We start from the raw sequence: 22,089 nt of genomic DNA, 5'->3' as shown, positions 1-22,089 counted from the left end.
TGGTGACGCCGCTTCGCCCCCACGCGCCCCTCGCGGCGATAGGTTGAAAAACCGCCCAAAACCGATCCCCTCGAGGAGGAGAACATGCGAGGCTCAGGTCTCATCTGGACGATCGTCGGCGTGCTGCTGATCATCGTGCTGCTGATGTACATCCTCTGAAGTCCCCAGCACCACCGAAGGGGGCGTGGCCGACCGGCCACGCCCCCTTCGTCGTGCTCGTGCCGGGCTCAGGCGCGACGTGCGGTCGTGGTGCGGGGGCGTCCGGCGAGGTCGGTGTGGTCGGTGGCGTCCGCCCAGTCGCCCGTCGCCGCCAGCGCGCGGGGCAGGCTCTCGCCCTGGCTGTCGGCGTGCTCCATGACGAGCAACCCGCCCGGGTGCAGCAGGCGTGCGGCGGCCGCGGCGACCGCGAGCGGGATCGCCAGCCCGTCGGCGCTACCGCCGTAGAGCGCGACTTCTGGGTCGTGCTCGGCGACCTCCGGCTCGAGCGGCACCATCCCGACGGGGATGTAGGGAGGGTTGGACACGACGACGTCGACCCGGCCGACGAGCTCGGCGAGCTCGGGCACGGTGGCCGGGTCGGCGGTGGCGTCGGCGGCGACGAGCCGCACGGGCAGTCCGGTCGCCTCGATGTTGCGCGCGGCCCAGGCCACGGCGAGCTCGCTGAGCTCGACGGCGGTCACCTCGGCGCCCGGCGCCTCGTCGGCGACCCCCAGCGCGAGCGCGCCCGAGCCGGTGCACAGGTCGACGACGACGGGTGCCTCGAGGCCGGTGATCGCGGCGAGCACGTGGTCGACGGCCTGCTCGGTCTCGGGGCGTGGCACGAAGACGCCCGGCCCGACGTGCAGCTCGAGCCGGCGGAAGGGGGCGGTCCCGGTGAGGTGCTGCAGCGGCACCCGGGCGGCGCGCTCCTCGACGAGCGCCGCGAGTCGCCGTGCGCCCGCTTCGTCGAGGTCGGCGCCCAGGAGCATGCGGCGCTCGACCTCGCCGCGGTCGCAGCCCAGCGCGTGGGCTGCCAGGAGCAGGGCGTCGGGTCGAGGGGTCGGCACCCCGGCAGCGGTGAGCGTGGCCGTTGCCTCTCCCACCGCCGAGCGAAGGGAGGTCACTCCCCGTCCCCGGCGAGAGCCGCGAGCCTCGCCTCCTCGTCGGCCTGCACCGCGGAGTCGACGACGGCGTCGAGGTCACCGTCGAGGACCGCGTCGAGCCGGTTGGCCTTGAAGCCGGTGCGGTGGTCACTGATCCGGTTTTCGGGGAAGTTGTAGGTGCGGATCCGCTCGGAGCGGTCGACGGTGCGCACCTGCGAGGCGCGCGCCTCCTTGGCCTCGGCCGCGGCCTCGTCCATCGCCATCTGGTGCAGCCGGGCGCGCAGCACGCGCATCGCCGACTCCTTGTTCTGCAGCTGGGACTTCTCGTTCTGGCAGGAGACGACCACGCCGGTCGGCAGGTGGGTGATCCGCACCGCGGAGTCGGTCGTGTTGACCGACTGTCCACCGGGCCCGGAGGAGCGGTAGACGTCGATCTTCAGGTCGTTGGGGTCGATGTCCACCTCGACGACGTCACCGACGTCCGGCATGACCCACACGCCGGCCGCGGAGGTGTGGATCCGGCCCTGGCTCTCGGTGACGGGGACGCGCTGGACGCGGTGGACTCCCCCTTCGTACTTGAGGCGGGCCCACGGGGCGGTGCCGGGCTCGGCCGCACCCTTGGCGCCGACCGCCACCCGCACGTCCTTGTAGCCACCCAGGTCGGACTCGGTGGCGTCGAGCAGGCGGGTGCTCCAGCCGCGCTTCTCCGCGTGGCGCAGGTACATGCGCAGCAGGTCACCGGCGAAGAGGGCGGACTCCTCGCCCCCTTCGCCCGCCTTGATCTCGAGGATCACGTCACGGTCGTCGTCGGGGTCGCGCGGGATGAGCAGCCGGCGCAGCCGGTCCTCGCCGGCGGCCACGCTCTCCTCGAGGGCCGGGACCTCGGCCGCGAAGGCGGCGTCCTCGGTCGCGAGTTCGCGGGCGGCCTCGAGGTCACCGACGGCCAGCTCGAGCTCGCGCTGGGCGGTGACGACGGGGGTGAGCTCCGCGTAGCGGCGGTTGACCTCGCGCAGCCGGTCGGGGTCACCGATGACGGCGGGGTCGGCCAGTGATGCCTCGAGCTCGGCGTGCTCGGCGAGCAGCGCCTCGACGGACTCGAGCACGGTGGCCTCCCGGCGGTCGGTGGGTGGAGGTGGTGGGAAGACTGATGCGCCGGCCAGCCCAGTGGGCTGACCGGCGCATCGAGTGGGTTACTTGGCCTCGGTCTTCTGGCCGTAACGCTTCTGGAAGCGGGCCACGCGACCACCGGTGTCCATGATCTTCTGCTTGCCCGTGTAGAAGGGGTGGCAGTTGCTGCAGATCTCGACGCGGATCTCGCCGCCCGGCTTGGTGCTGCGGGTGGTGAAGGTGTTGCCGCAGGTGCACGAGACGCTGGTGGCCTCGTAGGTGGGGTGGATGTCCTTCTTCACGTGGTGCTCCTTGGTCGTGGTGCCCGGGTCGGCGTTGCGCCCTCGCTGGGGCCGACAACTGCGGACGTCTGTGCCGCGTGCCGTGAACCGGGCCAGCAGTCGATTGTGCCAGAGCCGACACGGTGGTCCAAACACACCGTCGGCGGTGGTTGTTCCCCGCACCCGGCGAAGCGGCTGCGGCAGGATGGGCGCATGGCACCTCGAGCCCCCCGCCTCCCGCGTCGCTCCACCCGTGACCGACGAAGGGAGTCCACCCCCGGCCCCGTGGAGGGCTCGGTGATCCGCCCGGCCACGGCCGGCGACATCGGCACGATCGTCGCCCTGCGGGCGCTGATGTACGAGGCCATGGGCGCCTCCTCCGAGGAGGTCTCCGACATCGGGTGGCAGCAGGACGCCGCCCGCTGGCTGCAGCTGCACCTGGCCGACGACGACGTGCGGGTCGTCGTCGCCGAGGCCCACGGCACCGTCGTCTCGTGCGCGATGGGTCAGGTCGTCGACCTCATGCCCGGGCCCACCCGCCGCGGCGCCGGTGGTCACGTCTCCAACATCGCGACCTTCCCGCGGCACCGTCGGCTCGGGTTCACCCACGCGGTGCTCGGCGAGCTCATCGCGTGGTTCGAGGAAGAGACCGATGTCGAGGTCATCTCGCTCAACGCGACCGAGGTCGGCCGCGACATCTACGACGACTACGGCTTCGTCGAGGCCCGCTTCCCCGAGATGCGCCGCGTGGTCCAGCGCCCGGCCGAGGGGCTCTCCGACGAGGACTCGCCCGGCCCCGACGAGGCCTGACCTCCTCCCCCTTCGCATTGCCCTACGGCAATGCAGGGTCGGGCACCCCCCGAGCCCGTGAAGCGTGGTGTGCCACAACCCTATGTCTCATGGTCGGGTCGCGCGCGGTGAGGGTTTCGGGACGACGAAGGGGGCCGCCGCGCACGTAGCGCAGCGGCCCCCCAGCCGTGGTCGGGTCGGCGTCAGGCCGTCTCGTCCTCGTCGTCGAGCTTGATCGAGCTCGTCTGCTGGACCTGCATGAGGAACTCGTAGTTGGTCTTCGTCTTGCGCAGCCGGTCGATGAGCAGCTCGACGCCCTGCTGGGTGTCGAGGGCCGCGAGCACGCGACGCAGCTTCCACATGATCTTCAGCTCCTCCGGCGCGAGGAGGATCTCCTCGCGACGGGTGCCGGAGCCGTTGACGTCGACCGCAGGGAAGATGCGGCGGTTGGCCAGGCCACGGTCGAGCTTGAGCTCCATGTTGCCGGTGCCCTTGAACTCCTCGAAGATCACCTCGTCCATGCGCGAGCCGGTCTCGACGAGCGCGGTGGCGAGGATCGTCAGCGAGCCGCCGTTCTCGATGTTGCGGGCCGCACCGAAGAACTTCTTCGGCGGGTACAGCGCCGCGGAGTCGACACCACCGGAGAGGATGCGCCCGCTCGCCGGGGCGGCAAGGTTGTAGGCGCGACCGAGCTTGGTGATCGAGTCGAGGAGCACGACGACGTCGTGGCCCATCTCGACGAGGCGCTTGGCGCGCTCGATGGCCAGCTCGGCGACCGTCGTGTGGTCGTCGGCCGGGCGGTCGAAGGTGGAGGCGATGACCTCACCCTTGACCGCGCGCTGCATGTCGGTGACCTCCTCGGGGCGCTCGTCGACGAGGACGACCATGAGGTGGCACTCGGGGTTGTTGGTCGTGATCGCGTTGGCGATCGACTGCATGACCATCGTCTTGCCGGCCTTGGCCGGCGCGACGATGAGCCCACGCTGGCCCTTGCCGATCGGGGCGACGAGGTCGATCATCCGCGTCGTGAGGACATTGGACTCGGTCTCGAGGCGCAGACGGTCCTGCGGGTAGAGCGGCGTGAGCTTGCCGAACTCGGCGCGGCGCTTGGCGTCGTCGGGCGTCAGGCCGTTGACCGTCTCGAGCTTGGCGAGCGGGTTGTACTTGCCGCGGTTGCCCTTGGTCCCGACGGTCTGCTGCTGCGGCTCCTCACCCTCGCGGGCGGCCTTGACCTGACCGGTGACGGCGTCACCCTTGCGCAGGCCGTTGCGCTTGACCATGCCGAGCGGCACGTAGACGTCGCCCGGACCGGGCAGGTAGCCCGAGGTGCGCACGAAGGCGTAGTTGTCGAGGACGTCGAGGATGCCCGCGACGGGGACGAGCACGTCGTCGTCGTTGATCTGCGGCTCGGTGTCGTCGAACTGCTGGCCCCCGCGGCGCTTGTCGCGGTTGCGGTTGCGGTTGCGGTTGCGGTTGCGCCGGCCCCCGCGCTCGTCGTCGTTGCCGCCCTGGCCGCCACCCTGGTTGCGGCCACCCTGGTTGTCGTTGCGACCACCCTGGCGGTTGTCGCCGCCCTGGGTGTCGTTGCGGCCACCCTGGCGGTTGTCGCCGCCACGGCCACCCTGCTGGTTGCCGCCCTGGTCGCGGTCGCTGCGGCCGCCCTGGTTGTCGTTGCGGCCACCCTGGCGGTCGTCGCCGCCACGGTTGGTGCGGTCGTTGCGCTCGGCGCGGTCGTTGCCGCCCTGCTGCTCACGCTCGCCCTGCTGGCGGTCCTGCTGCTGGCGGTCCTGGCCACCCTGCTGCTCGCGCTCGCCCTGCGCACGCTCGGCGGGCTTGTCGTCGCGGGGGGCCGGCGACGCGGTCTCCTCGCGGGGCGCGGAGGGGGCGTCCTCCCCCTTCGGCTGCTCGGTCTTGGCCGACCGCTTGGCGGGGGCCGAGGCGGCGGGGGCGGAGGAGCCGGACTGCTGGGCGCGGATGGCGGCGATGAGGTCGCTCTTGCGCATCTTGGCGGTGCCGGTGATCCCCATGCTCGAGGCGAGCTGCTGGAGCTGGGCGAGGCGCATGGCGCTCAGGGCGCCGGAGCGACGGGGCTGCTCGCTGTTCGCGGGAGCGGCGTTGTCGCCGGTCGTGGTGTCGGTCACGAAGGACCCTTCCCTCGTTGGGGCCACCCGGGTCGGGCAGGCCTGATGAGTCCCGTCAAGAGCGGGATGATGTGCATCTGATCCCCACGGCTGCGTGCCAGGGCGCAAGGCCGATGGCACTCACGTGGGAGGGGGCTCCGGCCCTCATGTGCGACTCGACCGGCTGGTCGACGCACCGGACCTGAAGGAGCACCGCCAATGTATCACTGCGTCGCCCTGGCGACGTCACCCCAGCAGGCGCACGCCGTCGGTGGGGACGCCGGGGGTGAGGACCTGCCAGGCGGCGGAGGTCCCGGCCGCGATGCCGCGGACCTCGTCGAGGCGGCCGACGTCGGTGAGCACGAGGACCGAGGGCCCCGCGCCGGAGATCGTCGCGGCGCATCCGGCGGCCCGCAGCGCGTCGACGAGCTCCATGCTCTGCGGGTAGCTCGGACGTCGCGGCTCCTGGTGGAGCAGGTCCGTCGTGGCCTCGACGAGCAGCTCCGGCGCGCTGGTGAGGGCGTGCACGAGCAGCCCGGTCCGCGCTGAGTTGGCGGCCGCCGTGGCCAGCGGCACGACCTCGGGCAGGACCGCCCGGGCGGTGTGCGTGCTCAGCGTGGTCTCCGGCACGAGCACCACGGGCGTGATCCGCGGGTCGAGACGAAGGGGGACGGTCCGGGTCCGCGGCAGCGGCTCAGCGGCCTCGGTGACGGACAGCGTCGCGCCGCCGTGGACGCTCGCGGACGAGTTGTCCGGGTGGCCCTCGAGCGCGGCCGCGATCGAGTTGATGACGTCGAGGTCGAGCTCCTCCCCCGCGAGCGCACCGCCGCGGACGGCGAGCGCGTGGGCGGCGGCGACACCGGTGACGATCGCGGTCGCCGAGGACCCCAGACCGCGGCCGTGCGGGACGGCATTGGTCGCGCTCAGGTGCAGGCCGGCCGGCGGCTCGACGTCGAGGTGCTGCCAGGTTGTCACCATCGTGCGCACGACGAGGTGGCTCTCGTCGCGCGGCACGGAGTCGGCGCCCGAGCCGCTCACGTCGACGACCAGCCCGGGTGCCTCGGTGACGCGCACGGTGCACTGGTCCCAGACGCCCAGGGCCAGACCGACGCAGTCGAACCCCGGGCCGAGGTTGGCGCTCGACGCGGGCACCTCGAGGGTGACCGACGTCCCGACGGCGATCGTCACGCTCAGTCCTGCAAACCGAGCTCGCGGGCGACGGCGTAGGCCTCGGCGGGCACGCTCACCGGCGCGACGTCCGACCCGTCGGCGTTCTTCAGGGCCCACTGCGGGTCCTTGAGCCCGTGACCGGTCACAGTGCACACGATCGTGGCGCCGGCGGGGACCTGCCCGGCGGCGGAGGCCTTGAGCAGGCCGGCGACCGAGGCGGCCGAGGCCGGCTCGACGAAGATGCCCTCGCGCGAGGAGAGGATCCGGTGCGCCCGGAGGATCTCCTCGTCGGTCACCGCCTCGATCCGGCCACCCGACTCGTCGCGCGCGGCCTCGGCCTGCTGCCACGACGCGGGGTTGCCGATGCGGATCGCCGTGGCGATGGTGTCGGGCTCGTCGACGGGGTGGCCCAGGACGATGGGCGCGGAGCCGGCGGCCTGGAAGCCCCACATCTGCGGGGTGCGGGTGGACACCGGCGCGAGGGCGCCGGAGACGCCCTCGGTCTCGGTCGCGTACTCGCGGTAGCCGCGCCAGTAGGCGGTGATGTTGCCGGCGTTGCCGACCGGCAGGCAGTGGATGTCGGGCGCATCGCCCAAGGCGTCGACGATCTCGAAGGACGCGGTCTTCTGGCCCTCGATGCGCGCCGGGTTGACCGAGTTGACCAGCTCGACCGGGTAGGACTCGGCGAGCTTGCGGGCGACGTCGAGGCAGTGGTCGAAGTTGCCGTCGACCTGAAGCAGCGTCGCGCCGTGGGCGATGGCCTGCGAGAGCTTGCCCATGGCGATCTTGCCCTCGGGCACGAGCACCGCACAGGTCATGCCGGCCTTGGTCGCGTAGGCGGCCGCCGACGCCGAGGTGTTGCCGGTGGAGGCGCAGATGACGGCCTTGGCCCCCTTCGCCGCGGCCATGGACATCGCCGTCGTCATACCCCGGTCCTTGAAGGAGCCGGTGGGGTTGAGGCCCTCGTACTTGACGTGGACCTGCGCGCCGACGAGCTCGCTGAGGTGCTCGGCGGGGATGAGGGGGGTCCCCCCTTCGCGCAGGGTGACGGTCGGGGCGCCGGCGAGCATCGGCAGCCGGTCGGAGTACTCGGTGATGACGCCGCGCCACTGGTGGGCAGTCATGTGTCAGTTCCCTTCAACGCGCATGACGGAGGTGACCTCGTTGACGGTGTCGAGCCCGGCGAGCTCGGTGACGGTCGCGGAGAGTGCGGCATCGGTCGCCGCGTGGGTGACGATGATGAGCATCGCCCGTGCCTCGCCGTGGTCGTCGGTGACGACCTGCTGGCGCACGGTCTCGATGGAGACACCCTGGGTGGCGAAGACCGTGGCGACGGAGGCGAGGACGCCCGGCCGGTCGGCCACGTCGAGGCTCACGTGGTAGCGCGTGATGGCCTGACCGATCGAGAGCACGGGCAGGTCGGCGTAGGCGCTCTCCCCCGGCCCGCGGCCACCGGTGACCCGGGTCCGCGCCACCGCGACGATGTCGCCGAGGACCGCGCTGGCCGTCGGGTCGCCGCCGGCGCCCTGGCCGTAGAACATCAGGTCGCCCGCCCCGTCGGCCTCGACGAAGACGGCGTTGTAGGCCTCACGGACCGAGGCGAGCGGGTGGGTGAGCGGGATGAGCGCCGGGTGCACGCGCGCCGAGATACCCGGCTGCCCGTCGGGGCCCTCGACGCGCTCGCAGATCGCGAGCAGCTTGACGGTGCAGTCCATCTCGCGTGCGGCGGCGATGTCGCGGGCGCTGACCTCGGTGATGCCCTCGCGGTGCACGTCGGCGCTGCTCACCCGGGAGTGGAAGGCCAGCGAGGAGAGGATCGCGGCCTTGGCCGCCGCGTCGAAGCCCTCGACGTCGGCCGTCGGGTCGGCCTCGGCGTAGCCGAGGGCCTGGGCCCGCTCGACCGTCTCGGAGAAGCCGGCCCCGGTGGAGTCCATGGCGTCGAGCACGAAGTTGGTCGTGCCGTTGACGATGCCGATGACCCGCCGGATCGAGTCGCCGGCGAGCGAGTCGCGGATCGGCCGAAGGATCGGGATCGCGCCGGCGACGGCAGCCTCGTAGTAGAGGTCGACGCCGTGGTTGGCAGCCGCGGCGTAGAGCGTCGGGCCGTCCTCGGCGAGCAGGGCCTTGTTGGCCGTGACGACCGAGGCGCCGTGCGCCATCGCGGAGAGGATGAGGCTGCGGGCCGGCTCGATGCCGCCGATGACCTCGACGACGATGTCGGCGCGGGTGACCAGCTCCTCTGCGTCGGTCGTGAAGAGCGCGGGGTCGAGCCCGAGGTCGGACCGGTCACGGCCGGCGCGGCGCACCGCGACCCCGACGAGCTCGAGCGGCCGACCGACGCGCTGGGCGAGGTCGTCGGCCTGGGCGATGAGCTGGCGGGCGACGCTGCCGCCGACGACACCGCCCCCGAGCAGGGCGACGCGAAGGGGGGTCTGCTGGTCGGTGGTCATCGGACCTCCTGGAGCGGGGCGGGCTCGTCCACGTCGAGGGCGAGCAGGTCGTCGATCGTCTCGCGTCGCACGATGACCCGCGCGACGCCGTCCCGCACGGCGATGACCGGCGGTCGGGGCGTGTGGTTGTACTGGTTGGACAGGCTGCGGCAGTAGGCACCGGTGCCGGGGACCGCGATGAGGTCACCGGGGACGATGTCGGCGGGCAGGTACTCGTCCATGACGACGATGTCGCCGCTCTCGCAGTGCCGCCCGACGACCCGCACGAGCCGCGGGCCGGCGGTCGAGGTGCGGCCGGCGAGGGTGCACGAGTAGTCGGCGCCGTAGAGGGCGGTGCGCACGTTGTCGCTCATGCCCCCGTCGACGCTCACGTAGGAGCGGATCGCGTCGTGGGCGACCTCGACATCCTTGACCGTGCCGATCTCGTAGAGGGTGAAGGCGCTCGGCCCGGCGATCGCCCGGCCCGGCTCGATCGAGATCCGCGGCAGCGGGGCGTCGGGGTGGCCGTCGCGCAGCTCCTTGAGCTCGCGGTCGACGAGCGCGGCCATCTGGGTGCCGAGCTCGCCCGGCGTGAGCGGGCTGTGCTCCGAGGTGTAGGCGATGCCGTAGCCACCGCCGAGGTCCATCTCGGGCATGGCGATGCCGTGCACGTCGGCGACCTCGGTGTGCAGCGCGACGAGCCGCCGGGCCGCGATCTCGAAGCCGGAGACGTCGAAGATCTGGCTGCCGATGTGGCTGTGCAGCCCGAGCAGGCGCAGGCGGTCCCCCTTCGCCACGATGGCGTCGATGGCGGCGCGCGCCTGGCCACCGGCGAGGGAGAAGCCGAACTTCTGGTCCTCGTGGGCCGTCGCGATGAACTCGTGGGTGTGCGCCTCGACACCGACGGTCACGCGGACCATGACGGGCGCGACGACGCCGAGCTCGGCCGCGACCTCGGCGACCCGGTCGATCTCGGCGAAGGAGTCGACGACGATCCGGCCGACGCCGTAGGACAGGGCCTGGCGCAGCTCGGCGACGGACTTGTTGTTGCCGTGCAGGGCGATGCGCTCGCCGGGGAAGCCGACGCGCTGCGCCACGGCGAGCTCGCCGCCGCTGCAGGTGTCGAGGTTGAGGCCCTCGTCCATGACCCAGCGGGCGACCGCGGAGCACAGGAAGGCCTTGCCCGCGTAGTAGACGTCGGCGCCGGCCACGGCATCGAAGGGAGCGGTGAAGTCGTCCCTGAACGCCCTTGCGCGAGAACGGAAGTCGTCTTCGTCGAGCACGTAGGCCGCGGTGCCGAAGTCACGGGCGATGTCGGTGACGGGCAGGCCGGAGACGGCCAGGACGCCATCGGTGTTGCGCTCGACGTTGGCCGGCCACAGCTGCGGCAGGAGCTCGTTGACGTCCTGCGGCGTCGGCAGCCACTGGGGTGCGGCGCCGTAGCCGTCGGCGTGGAGGATGCCGGCCTCGTGGGCCCTCATGTTGGTCGCCATGCGGGCCTCACATCCGCTCGGGCGCGGAGACGCCGAGCAGGTCGAGGCCGTTGGCGAGCACCTGGCGGGTGGCGTCGTTGAGCCACAGGCGGGTGCGGTGCGTGTCGGTGATCTCCTCGTCGGAGCGCGGGCGCACGCGGCAGGTGTCGTACCACTTGTGGAAGTGGCCGGCGAGTGTCTCGAGGTAGCGCGCAACCCGGTGCGGCTCACGCAGCTCGGCGGCATGGGCAACGACCCGCGGGAAGTCGCCGAGCGTCGCGAGCAGGGTCGCCTCGGTCGGGTGCGACAGCAGGCCCGGGTCGAAGGCGTCCTCACGACGCACGCCGTCCTCGGCCGCCAGACGGGCGACGTTGAAGGTGCGGGCGTGGGCATACTGCACGTAGAAGACCGGGTTGTCGTTGGTCTGCTTGCGCAGCTCCTCGCCGTCGAGGCTGAGCGGGCTGTCCGCGGGGTAGCGGGCCAGCGAGTAGCGCACGGCGTCGGAGCCGATCCACGAGATGAGGTCGCGCAGCTCGACGATGTTGCCGGCGCGCTTGGACAGCTTGGCCCCGTCGAGGTTGACCAGCTGCCCGATGCGGATCTCGATGTTCTTCGTCGGGTCGTCGCCGGCGCAGGCGGCGATCGCCTTGAGCCGGGAGACGTAGCCGTGGTGGTCGGCGCCAAGGAGGTAGATCTTCTCCGGGAAGCCGCGATCCTTCTTGCTCAGGTAGTAGGCGGCGTCGGCGGCGAAGTAGGTCGGCACACCGTCGGCGCGCACGAGCACGCGGTCCTTGTCGTCGCCGAAGTCGGTCGTGCGCAGCCAGACGGCACCGTCGCGGTCGTCGACGTGCCCCTGCTCGCGTAGGCGGGCGATGGCCAGCTCGACCGCTCCCCCGTCGTGCAGCGTCCGCTCGGAGAACCACACGTCGAAGATCACCCCGAAGTCCTCGAGGGTGCTGCGGATGTCGGCGAGCTGCGCCTCGTAGCCGATGGCACGGGCGGTCGCGAGGGCCTCGTCGGCGGGCAGCTCGAGCAGGTCGGGGCGCTGCTCGAGGGCGGTCGCGGCCAGGTCGTCGACATAGGCGCCGGGGTACCCGCCCTCGGGGGTCGGCTCCCCCTTCGCCCGGGCGAGGACCGAGGCGCCGAAGTTGTCCATCTGGGCGCCCGCGTCGTTGATGTAGTACTCGGCCGTGACGTCGGCGCCGGAGGCGGCGAGCAGGCGGCGCATCGAGTCGCCGAGCGCGGCCCAGCGGGTGTGGCCGATGTGCAGCGGGCCGGTCGGGTTGGCCGAGATGAACTCGAGGTTGACCACGTGGCCGGCCATCGCGTCGTTGCGGCCATAGTCGGCGCCGGCCTCGACGATGGTGCGCGCGAGGGCACCCGCGGAGGCGGCCTCGAGGGTGATGTTGAGGAAGCCGGGGCCGGCGACCTCGACGGAGGCCACTCCCTCGGCCTGCTCGAGGCGGGCTGCGATCGCGGTCGCGACGTCACGGGGCTTCATGCCGGCGGGCTTGGCGAGCTGCATCGCGACATTGGTCGTCCAGTCGCCGTGGCCCTTGGCCTTGGGTCGCTCGACACGGATGTCTGCGGGCACCTCGACGGTCAGGTCGCCGGCCTCGACGGCGGCAGTGAGGGCGGCACGGATGGCGTCGACAAGCTCTTCGGGGGTCACGGTCGCTCAGTCTAGGTGCGCTACCACGTGCGTCGATGCGCTGGCCGATTCTCGGGACGCCCACCCCCGGTGCTAATCTCACCGGGCACCACCCCGCCTCCGTAGCTCAGGGGATAGAGCACTGGTTTCCGGTACCAGGGGCCGCAGGTTCGAATCCTGCCGGGGGCGCGTTTTTTCACGAAGGGCCGCCAGCACTCGCTGGCGGCCCTTCGTCGTGCCCGCCGTCGTTGGTGTCACCTGGTCCCCCTTCTCCGGGCAACCACGTGACACCAACGCAGCCAGGTGGCGTCAACGACGTCAGGGCGAAGGGGGCCGAAGCTCAGCCGGTGTGGACGACCCTGGGGATCTCCGGGGTCGGTGCACTGGTCACGGGGGTCCCGGTGTCGTCGCCCGGCTCCCCCGTGCCGTCGGCATCGCCCCCGGGTTCGGCGGTCCCCGGATCGTGCGTCGAGCAGTCGGGAGCGGTCTGCGTCGTCTCGTCGACCACCACGTCCTGGTCGAGCAGGATGTAGGCGTGCTCGCCCTCGCTCATCGAGACCTCGTCGGTGCCCGCCGAACCGGGGCTGATGATGCTCTCGCCGAGGGGCTGACCGTCGACGACGACCAGCATCGTTCCCCAGCGCTCCCGACCGGAGGGTTGCCGACGTCCTGCGCATGTGACTCCCCTTGCGTCCTGGCCCGGCCACTGCCGAGCGCCGGGACGAACATGGACCCGGCCCGCACGCCGAAGGGGGCCGACGACACCTGGTCGTCGACCCCCTTCGGGCCTGCGGGGCAGCCGGGGCTACAGGTCGCGGTGCACCTCGAACTCGGTCACGTCCGCGGAGGCGGAGTCGCCGCGGGTGGCGAGGTTGGCGATCGCCAGGGCGAGCCCGCCCCAGATGACGAGGGTCGCGACGATCAACATGATGATGGCGGTGGTGGTCATGCCTGCTCACCTCCGTCGACCTCGACCGTGGTGGGGTCCTCGAGCGAGACGTCCTTGCGCCACGGGATGAGCGAGAGCCCGATCGCCAGGATCGGCAGCGCGACGACCATGCCCCAGCCGAAGACGTTGAGCAGGTCGGCCGGGTACTCCTCGTAGGGCGTGTCGATCTTGGCCTTGAGCTCCTGCCACAGCATGGCGATGAGCAGCAGCGGCACCACGACCGCGACGAGCGCCGGCCACCAGCCGCGCAGCTTGATCGAGCTGCGGGCGTCGAGGTGACGCTGCAGCACACCGAGCTTGCGGAAGACGTAGGTGATGGCGAGCATCATCACGGCCGCGACGGCGATGATGCCGAAGCTGTTGACGAAGGCGTCCATCGTGTCGAGCACGTAGATGCCGCCGGTCGTCGAGAACATCAGGACGCTGACCACAGCCATCGGCACGCCGACGACGAAGGTCGCGGCGGTGCGCGAGATGCCGACCTTGTCGCGGACAGCGCCGATGACGACCTCGACGATCGAGATGAGCGAGGTGACGCCGGCGAGCAGCAGCGAGACGAAGAAGAGCACGCCGATGACGACGCCGCCGGGGGCTTCGTTGATGATCGTCGGGAAGGCGACGAAGGCAAGGCCGATGCCGTTGGTCACGACCTCGCTGACCTCGGTGCCGGCCGCTTGGGCCATGAAGCCGAGTGCGGCGAAGACACCGATGCCGGTGAGCAGCTCGAAGCCGGAGTTGGAGAAGCCGACGACGGCACCCGAGCCGGTCATGTCGGTCTTGCGGTCGACGTAGCTGGCGTAGGTGATCATGATGCCGAAGCCGACGGACAGGCTGAAGAAGATCTGGCCGACCGCCGAGATCCACACGCTGCCGTGCGTGAGCGCGCCCCAGTCGGGGGTGAAGAGGGCGTTGAGGCCCTCCATCGAGCCGTCGAGGGTGAGCGCCTGGATGACCAGGACGATGAAGGCGAGCACGAGCACGGGGATGAAGACCACCGCGGTGCGCCCGATGCCGGTCTGGACGCCCATGGCGAGCACGCCGATGGTCACGACCCAGACGAGGATCATCGTCATGAGGATGCCGGGGACGAAGTCGAAGGTCGGCCCGGGGGTCCCGGCCGCCTGCAGGTAGTCGCCGAAGAAGTAGGCATTGGGGTCATCGCCCCAGCCCTTGGTGAAGGACAGGACGGTGTACTTCGCCGCCCAGGCGAGGATCGCGGCGTAGTAGATGGCGATGACGACGCAGATGAGCACCTGCCACCAGCCGAGCCACTCGGCGCCGCGGTGCAGCCGGCGAAGGGAGAGCGGGGCCGATCCGCGGAAGCGGTGGCCGATGGCGTAGTCGAGGTAGAGGAGCGGGATGCCCGCGAAGAGCAACGCGCACAGGTAGGGGATGATGAAGGCGCCGCCGCCACCTTCGTAGGCCACGTACGGGAAGCGCCAGATGTTGCCGAGGCCCACCGCCGATCCGATGGCTGCGAAGATGAAGACCTTGCGCGAGGAGAAGCCCTCCTTGGGCTTGACCTCTGGGGCCTGCGTGCTGGACATGCTCACACTCCTGGTCGTGGCTGAGAACCCCAGCATGTTCCAGTATCCGCCCAGAATGTGGTCCACGCCACGCCGAGTTTTGGCCAGATCAGGCCGCTGACCCCTCCGCGGCGAGCGCCGTGAGCAGCACGAGCAGCTCCGACCGCACCCGGGCGTCCTCGAGCTCGTCGGCGAGCAGGTCGCGCAGCCGGTTGATCCGGCCGCTCACCGTCTGCGGGTGCACCCCGAGCGCCTTGGCGGTCGCAGGCCGGTGGCCCCAGTGCCGCAGCCACTCGTGCAGGGTCTGCAGCAGCGGCTCGCGGACCTCCGCGGGCAGGCGGTCGATCTCGACGAAGTACTTGCGCCGCAACGCCTCGAGCACCGAACGGTCGGCAGTGCTGGCCAGCTCGAGGAGCTCGTCGTCGACGAAGACCGGACCCGCCCCCGACGCCCGGCGTCGGGTGAGCCGGTCGCCCAGCGCGAGCGAGTCGGGCAGCCCGGCCAGCGGCACGACGGGGCCGACGGTGCAGTCGACGTCGGCGACGAGCGGACGCAGCGTGGTGGCGAGCAGCCCCTCGGTCACGGGCGCGACGAGGACGACGTCGCGCTCCCGCTCGTGCCGGGCGAAGGGGAGGTCCCCCCGGCCCCGTAGCCGGTCGGCGTCCTCGGGCGCGACGACGACCGCGCTCACGTGGGTGCCCGCCGGCCACCCGACGAGGGCGGCGAGGTCGGCCGCGCCGGGCGCACCCGCGACGAGCAGCTCGCCGAGGCGCCGCGCCTGCACCGCGTCACCGTCGCCTGCCGCGAGGGCGTGGCCGCGCAGCGCGGCGACGACGACCGCCTCCCCCGCGGCGACGACGCGCGCGAGGAGCCCGACGACGGCTTCGGGGTCGGCAGGGGTGGCCCCGGCGAGGATGAAGCGGTGGACCTGCGCCTGGGTTCGCATGGCCGACAGCCGGATCCCGACGGCCAGGTCGTCGGCGGAGATGCCCGCGCCGGCGGCGCCAGTCCCGACGCGCTCGTAGATGCTGCCCGGGGCGTCGATGCGCTGGAGGTCGTCGGCCACGAGGACGTCGAAGAAGTCGCGGAGCAGCTCGGTCACGAGGCCGGGCCACTGGCTGTCCGCGGGGACGTCGAGGCGCCCGAGCCGGCGGGCGACGTCACGCACGAGCCCGGGCGTCAGCTGCTCGACCTGCCCCGCGTGGGTGGCCAGGAGCTCGCTCGCCAGCCGGTTGGCGGCCGCGGTGGTCCCCGTCATCCCGCCGCCTCTCTCGCGGTCTTCGCGGGCCCCTCCCCAGGTCCCGTCGTCCGGAGGATCGTCACACATCCTCGGCGGAGATGCGAGAACTATCAGGTCGTGATATGCGCGACCCTCGCGACTGTCACCTCAGGCGAAGGCGACGTCGCCATCTGCTGGCCAGCATGTCTCGTGGCCGGGGGCCGATCGGACGGACTCCCGCGAGACCCCGATCGCACCAGGAGCCCGTCTTCATGAGCACCCCCCAGATCTCCCGCCGCAGCCTCGCCAAGGGCGTCGCCTGGGCAGCCCCCGCCGTGACGATCGCGGCCGCCGCCCCGTCGCTCGCCGCCTCCGTTGGCGAGCCCCCCACCGTCGACGAGAGCCTGAGCCACGGCACCCGTTGCCAGGGCGCCTCCCAGGAGCCGGCCGGCTACAACAAGGGCTACCGCGTCTTCCTCGCCGTCGAGCCGGCGACCGCCCCCGCCCCCGTCCTCGTGTCCGTGGTCAACGGCAGCGGCGACACCCAGACCGTCGTCCGCGGCCCGCTCGCCGTCTCCGGCAAGCCCGGCGTCTACGAGTACGTCGTCGAGGGTGGCTCCAGCGCGACCTGGCTCGACATCACCTACTCGATCGGCGACGGCCCGATCACGCCCGGCCGCATCCAGACCAGCCCGCACTGCGCCGGCTACGAGTACTGAGCGACTGGCCGTCTCCCTGCCAAGCGCTCCATCAGGTGGTCAGCTGATGGCGTTGTCAGCGCTCTCGCACCGTGGTCACGCCCCGCACGGGCGGACGGGAGGCCCGGGGAGCTCGAGGGAGTCCTCGATCGCGGCCAGGCCCGCCGGATCGAGCGCGCAGTCGAGATGTCCCGCCAGCCGCCGGAGCAGGGCCAGTCGCCGTGGCCGCGCGTAGTAGTCACCCTTGGTGAAGTCGACGAAGAGCCACCCGCTGCCCTCGATCAGTCGCCGCCGCGCGATGTCGTCGTCACCGCGCCCGTAGTCGCCGAAATGGTGGGCGCCCTGGTACTCCCCCACGACCCGCCCCTCGCGCCAGACGAGGTCGCTCGTGGCGAGCCAGCCGCCGTCGGGGTCGTGGATCTCGACGTTGAGCGCGGGCTCCGGCAGACCCGCTCGCACGAAGAGCACCCGCGATCGGGTCTCCATCGCCGACCGACTGCCCAGCCGGATCCACTCGAGCGCCTCCCGCGCGCGGACCGCTCCCGGCACCCCGGCGCCCCGCCCGCTGGCGAAGGGGGTCCATGCTCCTCAGGCGTCGGGCGACCGCGTCCCCGAGCATGACGAGGTCGGCGAGGGGCAGCCTCGCCGCGAGGTCGATCCACGTGTCGGCGAGAGAGGTCACCGGCACTCCCGCGACCCGGTCCGCCTCGCGCGCGCCCCGGTGTGCGACCACCCCCGGTCGACGCAGCCGCGTGTCCGGTGCTGTGACGTGCAGGGCCAAGTGCTCGCAGGAGCGTGGGACCGGCAGATCCCACACCAGGGCCGCCGAGCAGTGCGACAGCAGCAGGCCGGGCCGCACGAGCGAGAGCATCGCGAAGCGCTCGGCGATCGTCACCGGCGGGGCGTGGGCCCGGACCCCGCGATAGGGGTTGGGCAGGGTCCGCACACTGCTCATCGGGACCTTGGCCCCTTCGCCACGCGCACGGCGAAGGCCCCCTGGGCGAAGGGGTCGGGAAGGTCTCGAGGTCGGGCCACCTCCTCAGCGTGCCGGAGTCGCCGGGGCCGCCGCGAGGTTGTGCACATCCAGAGGTCAGGTGGTCACGTGGTGCTGCATACCCGCGGGTACGAAGCACGACCCGACCACCTGACTCGCCAGACCTGGGCGAAGGGGATCACCCCCGCTGCGTGGAGTCCGTCACCTCGCCCACGAGCTCCTCGATGACGTCCTCGAGGAAGACGATGCCCAGCGTGGAGCCGGCGTCGTCGACGACGCGGGCCAGGTGGGTACCCGTGCGCTGCATCGTCGCGAGCACGTCCTCGACCTCGTCGGCCGGCTGGACCGTCGCCATCCGGCGCAGTCGCTTGCGCGGCACCGGCTCGCCGCGCTCGGTCTCGTCGGCGTAGAGCACGTCCTTCAGGTGCAGGTACCCCATGAGCTCGCCGGCCTCGTCGGTCGTCGGGTAGCGCGAGTAGCCGTAGCGGGCGACGAGTCGCTCGATGTCGTCGGGCGTCGCCTCGCGCGGGACGGTGACGAGCTGGTCGACGGGCACGCCGACGTCCCGAGCGTCCTTGTCGGAGAACTCGAGCGCCGCGCCGACGAGGCCGTACTTCTCGGCCTCGACGAGCCCCTCCTTGTGGGACTCGGTGACGATGTGCTGGACCTCCTCGGCGGTGAAGGCCGAACCGACCTCGTCCTTGGGCTCGATGCCCATCGCCCTGACGAAGGCCTTGGACACCCAGTCCATGACGAGGATGACCGGCTTGGCGATCTTCATGACCCACATGAGCGGCGGGACGAGGATGATCGCCGAGCGCTCGGGGCTGGCGATGGCGAGGTTCTTGGGGACCATCTCGCCGACGACGACGTGCAGGTAGACGACGATGAGGATCGCGAGCACCAGCGAGCTGGCGTCGGTGAAGGCGGGCGGCACGCCGATGCGCTCCATCACCGGGTGCAGCGCGTGGTGCAGCGCGGCCTCGGAGATGGCGCCCAGGAGCACCGAGCAGATGGTGATGCCGAGCTGGCAGGTCGCCAGCAGGACACCGGTGTGCTGCAGCGCGTCGACGGCGATGGCCGCGCGCTTGTTGCCGGCGTCGGCCAGCGGCTCCAGCTGCGAGCGGCGGGCGGACATCGCGGCGAACTCGGCGCCGACGAAGAAGGCATTGGCCAGCAGGAGGCCCACGGTGATCAGGACCGTCGTCATGCCGGCTCACCCCCCTTCGTCATGGCGTCGCCGTCCGTGACGGCACCACCGTCGGTGGCCGGCTCGTGCTGGACGAAGCGCAACCGGTCGACGCGACGGGTGTCCATGTCGGTCACGGTGACCTGCCAGCCGTCGAGCTCGACGACGTCGCCGACCTCGGGGACGCGGCCGAGCTCGGCCATGACCCAGCCACCGACGGTCTCGTAGGCCGCGCCCTCGGGCACCTCGGCCCCCAGGCGGTCGCGGACCTCGTCGGGGCGCCACAGGCCGGGCACGGTCCACACGCCGTCACCGTGGGCGCGGCCGGTGGTCTGCGCGAGGTCGTGCTCGTCGCTGACCTCGCCGACGATCTCCTCGACGAGGTCCTCGAGCGTGACGACACCCGCGGTGCCGCCGTACTCGTCGACGACGACACCCATCTGCAGACCGGAGTCACGCAGCTGGATGAGCAGGGGGTCCAGGCGCAGCGTCTCGGGCACGACGACCGGGTCGATCATCAGGGCCGAGACGGGCACGGCGGCCCGACGCTCGTGCGGGACGGCGATGGCCTTCTTGACGTGGACGACACCGTCGATGTCGTCCCAGTCCTCCCCCGTGACGGGGAAGCGCGAGTGACCGGTGCGGCGCGCGAGCGAGACGAGGTCCTCGGCGGACGCAGTGCGGTCGATGGCGCTCGCGCGGTTGCGGGGCGTCATGACGTCCGCCGCGGTCTGCTCGCCGAAGCCGAGCGAGCGCGTCACCAGACGCGCGGTGCCGGAGTCGAGCGTGCCGGCCTCGACGGAGGTGCGCACGAGCGAGGCGAGCTCGGCGGGGCTGCGGGCGGCGGACAGCTCCTCCTGCGGCTCGACGCCCATGCGGTGCAGCACCCAGTTGGCCGAGCCGTTGAGCACGAAGATCAGCGGCTTGAAGAGCACGCCGATGACCCGCATCGGCATCGCGACGACCTTGGCCGTGCCGAGCGGCTCGGAGACGGCGAGGGTCTTGGGGACCATCTCGCCGAGGATCATCGAGAAGACGGTGGCGAGGATCAGCGCCAGGCCGTCGGCGGACGAGGACGCCACGCGCTCCGGCAGGCCGACCGCCTCGAGGGCGGGCTGGATGAGCGAGCCGACCGCCGGGCTGGCGATGAAGCCCAGCGCGAGGGTCGTGACCGTGATGCCGATCTGGCAAGCGGAGAGCAGGGTGGAGAGCCGTCGAAGGGAGCCGAGCACGGGCTTGGCTGCGGTGTCGCCGGCGTCGACGGCGCGCTGGACAGCTGGTCGGTCGAGGGCGACGAGGGAGAACTCGGCAGCCACGAAGAGGGCGGTACCCAGAGTGAGCACCAGGGCCAGGATGAGTAGACCTATGGTCATGGTGGCCGAGATTCTACGGAACGCCGCCTGTGTGTTGCCTGAGACGCCCCTCCCCCCGTGGGGGGAGGTGAGGTTCAGCCGAAAGGCGGATGCCCCCCTTCGGCCGGGATGGTTGCATGGTCCCCGACCACAACCATGAAGGGGACGTGATGACCACGACGGGAGCGCGCGTAGAGGTGCGCAACCTGACCAAGAGGTTCGGGGGCTTCACCGCCGTCGACGACCTCAGCTTCAACGTCGAGCCCGGCCGGATCACCGGCTTCCTCGGCCCCAACGGCGCCGGCAAGACCACGAGCCTGCGCATGTTGCTCGGCCTGGTGCGCCAGACCTCCGGCACCGCCACCATCGACGGCAAGACCTATCGCGACCTCGACCAGCCGCTGCGCGTGGTCGGGTCGGCGCTGGAGGCGACCAACTTCCACCCGGGGCGCTCCGGCCGTGACCACCTGCGGGTGCTCGCCGCGACCGCCGGCATCCCCGACAGCCGTGTCGACGAGCTGCTCGAGCTCACCGGCATCCCGGCCGCCGCCCGCAAGAAGGCCGGCGGCTACAGCATGGGCATGCGCCAGCGCCTCGGCCTGGCCGCGGCGCTCATCGGCGACCCGCGCCTGCTCGTCCTCGACGAGCCGGCCAACGGCCTCGACCCCGAGGGCATCCGCTGGCTGCGCGGCTTCCTGCAGCACCTGGCGAGCGAGGGCCGCACGATCCTCGTCTCCAGCCACCTGCTCCAGGAGATCGAGCAGACGGTCGACGACGTGATCATCGTCGCCAACGGCAAGCTCGTCCGTGAGGGCACCGTCGATGAGCTGCGCGGCAACGCCACCTCGCTCGTGCGCACCTCCGACGCCGACTCCCTCGTCGGGGCGCTGCGCGTCGCCGACGTCACGGCCCGCGTCCAGGACGACGGTGGCATCGTCGCCGAGACCGACGACCTGCGACTCGTCGGCGACGTCGCCCTGCGCGCCGGCGTGCCGATCCACGAGCTGCGTCCGCTCGCCGCGGACCTCGAGCAGCTCTTCTTCACCCTCACCGAGGGCACCAACCGCAACCTCGGTGAGACCGGTCAGTCCGCCGGCGAGCAGGCCCGGCCGATGACCCCGGTCTCGGCACCGGGGCAGGAAGGGGCGAACCAGTGATCGGCGCCATCCAGTCCGAGATCCGCAAGATCTTCACGACCAAGCTGTGGTGGGGCATGGGCCTGGGGATGGCCGTCCTCGCCTTCCTCATGTCGATGGCCGCGGCCTCGCTCATCGGCCTGACCGGCCCGGACGGCGAGACCACGGGTTTCGTCGAGATGTCCCCCGCTGCGGCCCAGTTCGTCTACACCTTCGGGCTCTTCGGTGAGTTCGGCAGCCTCACCGCGCTCTTCCCCCTCGCGCTGGGCGTCCTGCTCATCACGACGGAATACCGCCACAAGACCGCCACCGCGACCTACCTGGCGACCCCCCGCCGCTGGGTCGTGGCCGTCGCCAAGACCCTGTCGGTCGTCGTCGTCGGCGCCGTCCTCGGCGTCGTGCACATCATCGCGGCGGTTGCCGGCGGTGGTCTCGTGCTGACGGTCTTCAAGGACGCGCCGCTGCTGCTGACCGACGGCGAGGTCCTCATGTCCTTCGGCACGACGATCGTCGCCACGGTCGTCTGGGCGCTCATCGGCTTCGGCTTCGGCATGCTCGTGCGCAACCAGATCGCGGCGGTGCTCATCGCGGTGGCCTTCGGCTTCCTCGGTCAGTTCATCGCCAACATCGCCTTCGCGATCCTCGGGTGGACGACCGCCGCGAAGTTCATCCCCGGCAACCTCACGACCGGCATGCTCGTCACCGCCGACCCGACCGGCGGGGCCGCGGAAGGCGCCTCGGACAGCTACTACTTCTCGTGGTGGCTGAGCGCGCTGATCCTCATCGGGTACGCCGCTGTCCTCACGGTCGCCGGGTCGGTCCTGTCCAACCGCAAGGACATCACCTGACGTCCGGCGCCCACCTCGGTCTGCGGGACCGCTTCCCTGACGAAGGGGGGCGGTCCCGCGGCCGTATCAAGGCCGCG

20 protein-coding genes and 1 tRNA gene are annotated in these 22,089 nt (G+C 71.7%); 5 read left to right on the top strand and 16 right to left on the bottom strand.

The genetic code is table 11. The annotated features are described in order from the left end of the window. Positions 1–227: 227 nt before the first annotated feature. The 3 genes from prmC to rpmE all read right to left on the bottom strand — a co-directional run bounded on the left by prmC (position 228) and on the right by rpmE (position 2,491). Positions 228–1,103 (bottom strand): peptide chain release factor N(5)-glutamine methyltransferase, encoded by an 876-nt coding sequence (prmC, locus tag B9B60_RS00370; protein ID WP_084449357.1) that lies wholly within the window; start codon positions 1,101–1,103, stop codon positions 228–230. Further along, positions 1,100–2,185 (bottom strand): peptide chain release factor 1, encoded by a 1,086-nt coding sequence (gene prfA, locus B9B60_RS00365; protein ID WP_084449356.1) that lies wholly within the window; start codon positions 2,183–2,185, stop codon positions 1,100–1,102. The genes prmC and prfA overlap by 4 nt, the downstream gene beginning before the upstream one ends. Positions 2,186–2,272: 87 nt before the next feature. Further along, positions 2,273–2,491: a 50S ribosomal protein L31 gene (gene rpmE / locus B9B60_RS00360; RefSeq protein ID WP_072623991.1), complete on the bottom strand. Its 219-nt coding sequence runs from the start codon at positions 2,489–2,491 to the stop codon at positions 2,273–2,275. Positions 2,492–2,683: 192 nt separating this feature from the next. Here rpmE and B9B60_RS00355 point away from each other — a divergent pair, with 192 nt between their 5' ends. Then, positions 2,684–3,280 carry a GNAT family N-acetyltransferase gene (locus tag B9B60_RS00355; protein ID WP_143445370.1) on the top strand — a complete coding sequence of 199 codons (597 nt, stop codon included), beginning with the start codon at positions 2,684–2,686 and terminating at the stop codon, positions 3,278–3,280. Positions 3,281–3,462: 182 nt separating this feature from the next. On the opposite strand, the gene rho is transcribed toward B9B60_RS00355, so the two are convergent. From rho to argS, 6 genes are all read right to left on the bottom strand, one after another. Continuing rightward, positions 3,463–5,400 (bottom strand): transcription termination factor Rho, encoded by a 1,938-nt coding sequence (gene rho / locus B9B60_RS00350; RefSeq protein ID WP_143445369.1) that lies wholly within the window; start codon positions 5,398–5,400, stop codon positions 3,463–3,465. 225 nt (positions 5,401–5,625) lie between these two features. After that, entirely contained in the window at positions 5,626–6,567 is a 942-nt protein-coding gene (gene thrB / locus B9B60_RS00345) for a homoserine kinase (protein ID WP_084449353.1), read from the bottom strand. Between the two features lie 2 nt (positions 6,568–6,569). Then, entirely contained in the window at positions 6,570–7,673 is a 1,104-nt protein-coding gene (gene thrC / locus B9B60_RS00340; RefSeq protein ID WP_084449352.1) for a threonine synthase, read from the bottom strand. A 3-nt stretch (positions 7,674–7,676) separates the two neighbouring features. Further along, positions 7,677–8,999 (bottom strand): homoserine dehydrogenase, encoded by a 1,323-nt coding sequence (locus tag B9B60_RS00335; RefSeq protein ID WP_084449351.1) that lies wholly within the window; start codon positions 8,997–8,999, stop codon positions 7,677–7,679. After that, complete coding sequence (gene lysA, locus B9B60_RS00330; RefSeq protein WP_072626126.1) at positions 8,996–10,459, bottom strand: diaminopimelate decarboxylase; 1,464 nt, start codon at positions 10,457–10,459, stop codon at positions 8,996–8,998. The genes B9B60_RS00335 and lysA overlap by 4 nt, the downstream gene beginning before the upstream one ends. Before the next feature lie 19 nt (positions 10,460–10,478). After that, positions 10,479–12,122, bottom strand: a complete 1,644-nt coding sequence (argS, locus tag B9B60_RS00325; protein WP_084449350.1) for an arginine--tRNA ligase — start codon at positions 12,120–12,122, stop codon at positions 10,479–10,481. A gap of 95 nt (positions 12,123–12,217) precedes the next feature. On the opposite strand from argS, the gene B9B60_RS00320 reads away from it, so the two are divergent. Next, positions 12,218–12,290, top strand: a tRNA-Arg gene (locus B9B60_RS00320). A gap of 151 nt (positions 12,291–12,441) precedes the next feature. On the opposite strand, the gene B9B60_RS00315 is transcribed toward B9B60_RS00320, so the two are convergent. The 4 genes from B9B60_RS00315 to B9B60_RS00300 form a co-directional block, all read right to left on the bottom strand. Beyond that, positions 12,442–12,732 (bottom strand): hypothetical protein, encoded by a 291-nt coding sequence (locus B9B60_RS00315; protein ID WP_084449349.1) that lies wholly within the window; start codon positions 12,730–12,732, stop codon positions 12,442–12,444. A gap of 174 nt (positions 12,733–12,906) precedes the next feature. After that, positions 12,907–13,050 carry a methionine/alanine import family NSS transporter small subunit gene (locus B9B60_RS00310; RefSeq protein WP_084449348.1) on the bottom strand — a complete coding sequence of 48 codons (144 nt, stop codon included), beginning with the start codon at positions 13,048–13,050 and terminating at the stop codon, positions 12,907–12,909. Continuing rightward, positions 13,047–14,597 carry a sodium-dependent transporter gene (locus B9B60_RS00305; protein ID WP_084449347.1) on the bottom strand — a complete coding sequence of 517 codons (1,551 nt, stop codon included), beginning with the start codon at positions 14,595–14,597 and terminating at the stop codon, positions 13,047–13,049. The genes B9B60_RS00310 and B9B60_RS00305 overlap by 4 nt, the downstream gene beginning before the upstream one ends. A gap of 88 nt (positions 14,598–14,685) precedes the next feature. Further along, positions 14,686–15,834, bottom strand: coding sequence for a helix-turn-helix domain-containing protein (locus B9B60_RS00300; RefSeq protein WP_143445368.1), 1,149 nt, complete (start codon positions 15,832–15,834; stop codon positions 14,686–14,688). Positions 15,835–16,067: 233 nt separating this feature from the next. On the opposite strand from B9B60_RS00300, the gene B9B60_RS00295 reads away from it, so the two are divergent. Further along, on the top strand, positions 16,068–16,514 hold the full coding sequence (locus B9B60_RS00295) for a hypothetical protein (protein WP_084449345.1): 447 nt from the start codon (positions 16,068–16,070) through the stop codon (positions 16,512–16,514). Between the two features lie 75 nt (positions 16,515–16,589). On the opposite strand, the gene B9B60_RS00290 is transcribed toward B9B60_RS00295, so the two are convergent. The 3 genes from B9B60_RS00290 to B9B60_RS00275 form a co-directional block, all read right to left on the bottom strand. Next, a complete protein-coding gene (locus B9B60_RS00290) occupies positions 16,590–16,979 on the bottom strand; it encodes a hypothetical protein (protein WP_143445367.1) in 390 nt (129 codons plus the stop codon). A 686-nt stretch (positions 16,980–17,665) separates the two neighbouring features. Further along, entirely contained in the window at positions 17,666–18,697 is a 1,032-nt protein-coding gene (locus B9B60_RS00280; protein WP_084449342.1) for a hemolysin family protein, read from the bottom strand. Then, entirely contained in the window at positions 18,694–20,049 is a 1,356-nt protein-coding gene (locus B9B60_RS00275) for a hemolysin family protein (protein WP_084449341.1), read from the bottom strand. Before B9B60_RS00275 ends, B9B60_RS00280 begins: the two co-directional genes overlap by 4 nt. Positions 20,050–20,198: 149 nt before the next feature. On the opposite strand from B9B60_RS00275, the gene B9B60_RS00270 reads away from it, so the two are divergent. Both B9B60_RS00270 and B9B60_RS00265 read left to right on the top strand, forming a co-directional pair. Continuing rightward, positions 20,199–21,185 (top strand): ABC transporter ATP-binding protein, encoded by a 987-nt coding sequence (locus B9B60_RS00270; RefSeq protein WP_084449579.1) that lies wholly within the window; start codon positions 20,199–20,201, stop codon positions 21,183–21,185. Then, entirely contained in the window at positions 21,182–22,012 is an 831-nt protein-coding gene (locus B9B60_RS00265; RefSeq protein ID WP_084449340.1) for an ABC-2 transporter permease, read from the top strand. The genes B9B60_RS00270 and B9B60_RS00265 overlap by 4 nt, the downstream gene beginning before the upstream one ends. Positions 22,013–22,089: the final 77 nt, after the last annotated feature.

This window comes from Janibacter indicus, assembly GCF_900176385.1.
Taxonomy (GTDB): Bacteria; Actinomycetota; Actinomycetes; order Actinomycetales; family Dermatophilaceae; genus Janibacter; species Janibacter indicus.
The sequence above is the reverse complement of the archived record's forward strand: the minus strand, read 5'-3'. Positions and strand labels throughout refer to the sequence as shown.

What these genes read in the sequence shown, in the direction of transcription:
- B9B60_RS00355 (WP_143445370.1), top strand. Translation starts at nt 2,684, where the DNA reads ATGGCACCTCGAGCCCCCCGCCTCCCGCGTCGCTCCACCCGTGACCGA.
- thrC (WP_084449352.1), bottom strand. Translation starts at nt 7,673, where the DNA reads ATGACTGCCCACCAGTGGCGCGGCGTCATCACCGAGTACTCCGACCGG.
- B9B60_RS00335 (WP_084449351.1), bottom strand. Translation starts at nt 8,999, where the DNA reads ATGACCACCGACCAGCAGACCCCCCTTCGCGTCGCCCTGCTCGGGGGC.
- lysA (WP_072626126.1), bottom strand. Translation starts at nt 10,459, where the DNA reads ATGAGGGCCCACGAGGCCGGCATCCTCCACGCCGACGGCTACGGCGCC.
- B9B60_RS00315 (WP_084449349.1), bottom strand. Translation starts at nt 12,732, where the DNA reads ATGCTGGTCGTCGTCGACGGTCAGCCCCTCGGCGAGAGCATCATCAGC.
- B9B60_RS00310 (WP_084449348.1), bottom strand. Translation starts at nt 13,050, where the DNA reads ATGACCACCACCGCCATCATCATGTTGATCGTCGCGACCCTCGTCATC.
- B9B60_RS00305 (WP_084449347.1), bottom strand. Translation starts at nt 14,597, where the DNA reads ATGTCCAGCACGCAGGCCCCAGAGGTCAAGCCCAAGGAGGGCTTCTCC.
- B9B60_RS00300 (WP_143445368.1), bottom strand. Translation starts at nt 15,834, where the DNA reads ATGACGGGGACCACCGCGGCCGCCAACCGGCTGGCGAGCGAGCTCCTG.
- B9B60_RS00295 (WP_084449345.1), top strand. Translation starts at nt 16,068, where the DNA reads ATGAGCACCCCCCAGATCTCCCGCCGCAGCCTCGCCAAGGGCGTCGCC.
- B9B60_RS00290 (WP_143445367.1), bottom strand. Translation starts at nt 16,979, where the DNA reads ATGGAGACCCGATCGCGGGTGCTCTTCGTGCGAGCGGGTCTGCCGGAG.
- B9B60_RS00280 (WP_084449342.1), bottom strand. Translation starts at nt 18,697, where the DNA reads ATGACGACGGTCCTGATCACCGTGGGCCTCCTGCTGGCCAATGCCTTC.
- B9B60_RS00275 (WP_084449341.1), bottom strand. Translation starts at nt 20,049, where the DNA reads ATGACCATAGGTCTACTCATCCTGGCCCTGGTGCTCACTCTGGGTACC.
- B9B60_RS00270 (WP_084449579.1), top strand. Translation starts at nt 20,199, where the DNA reads ATGACCACGACGGGAGCGCGCGTAGAGGTGCGCAACCTGACCAAGAGG.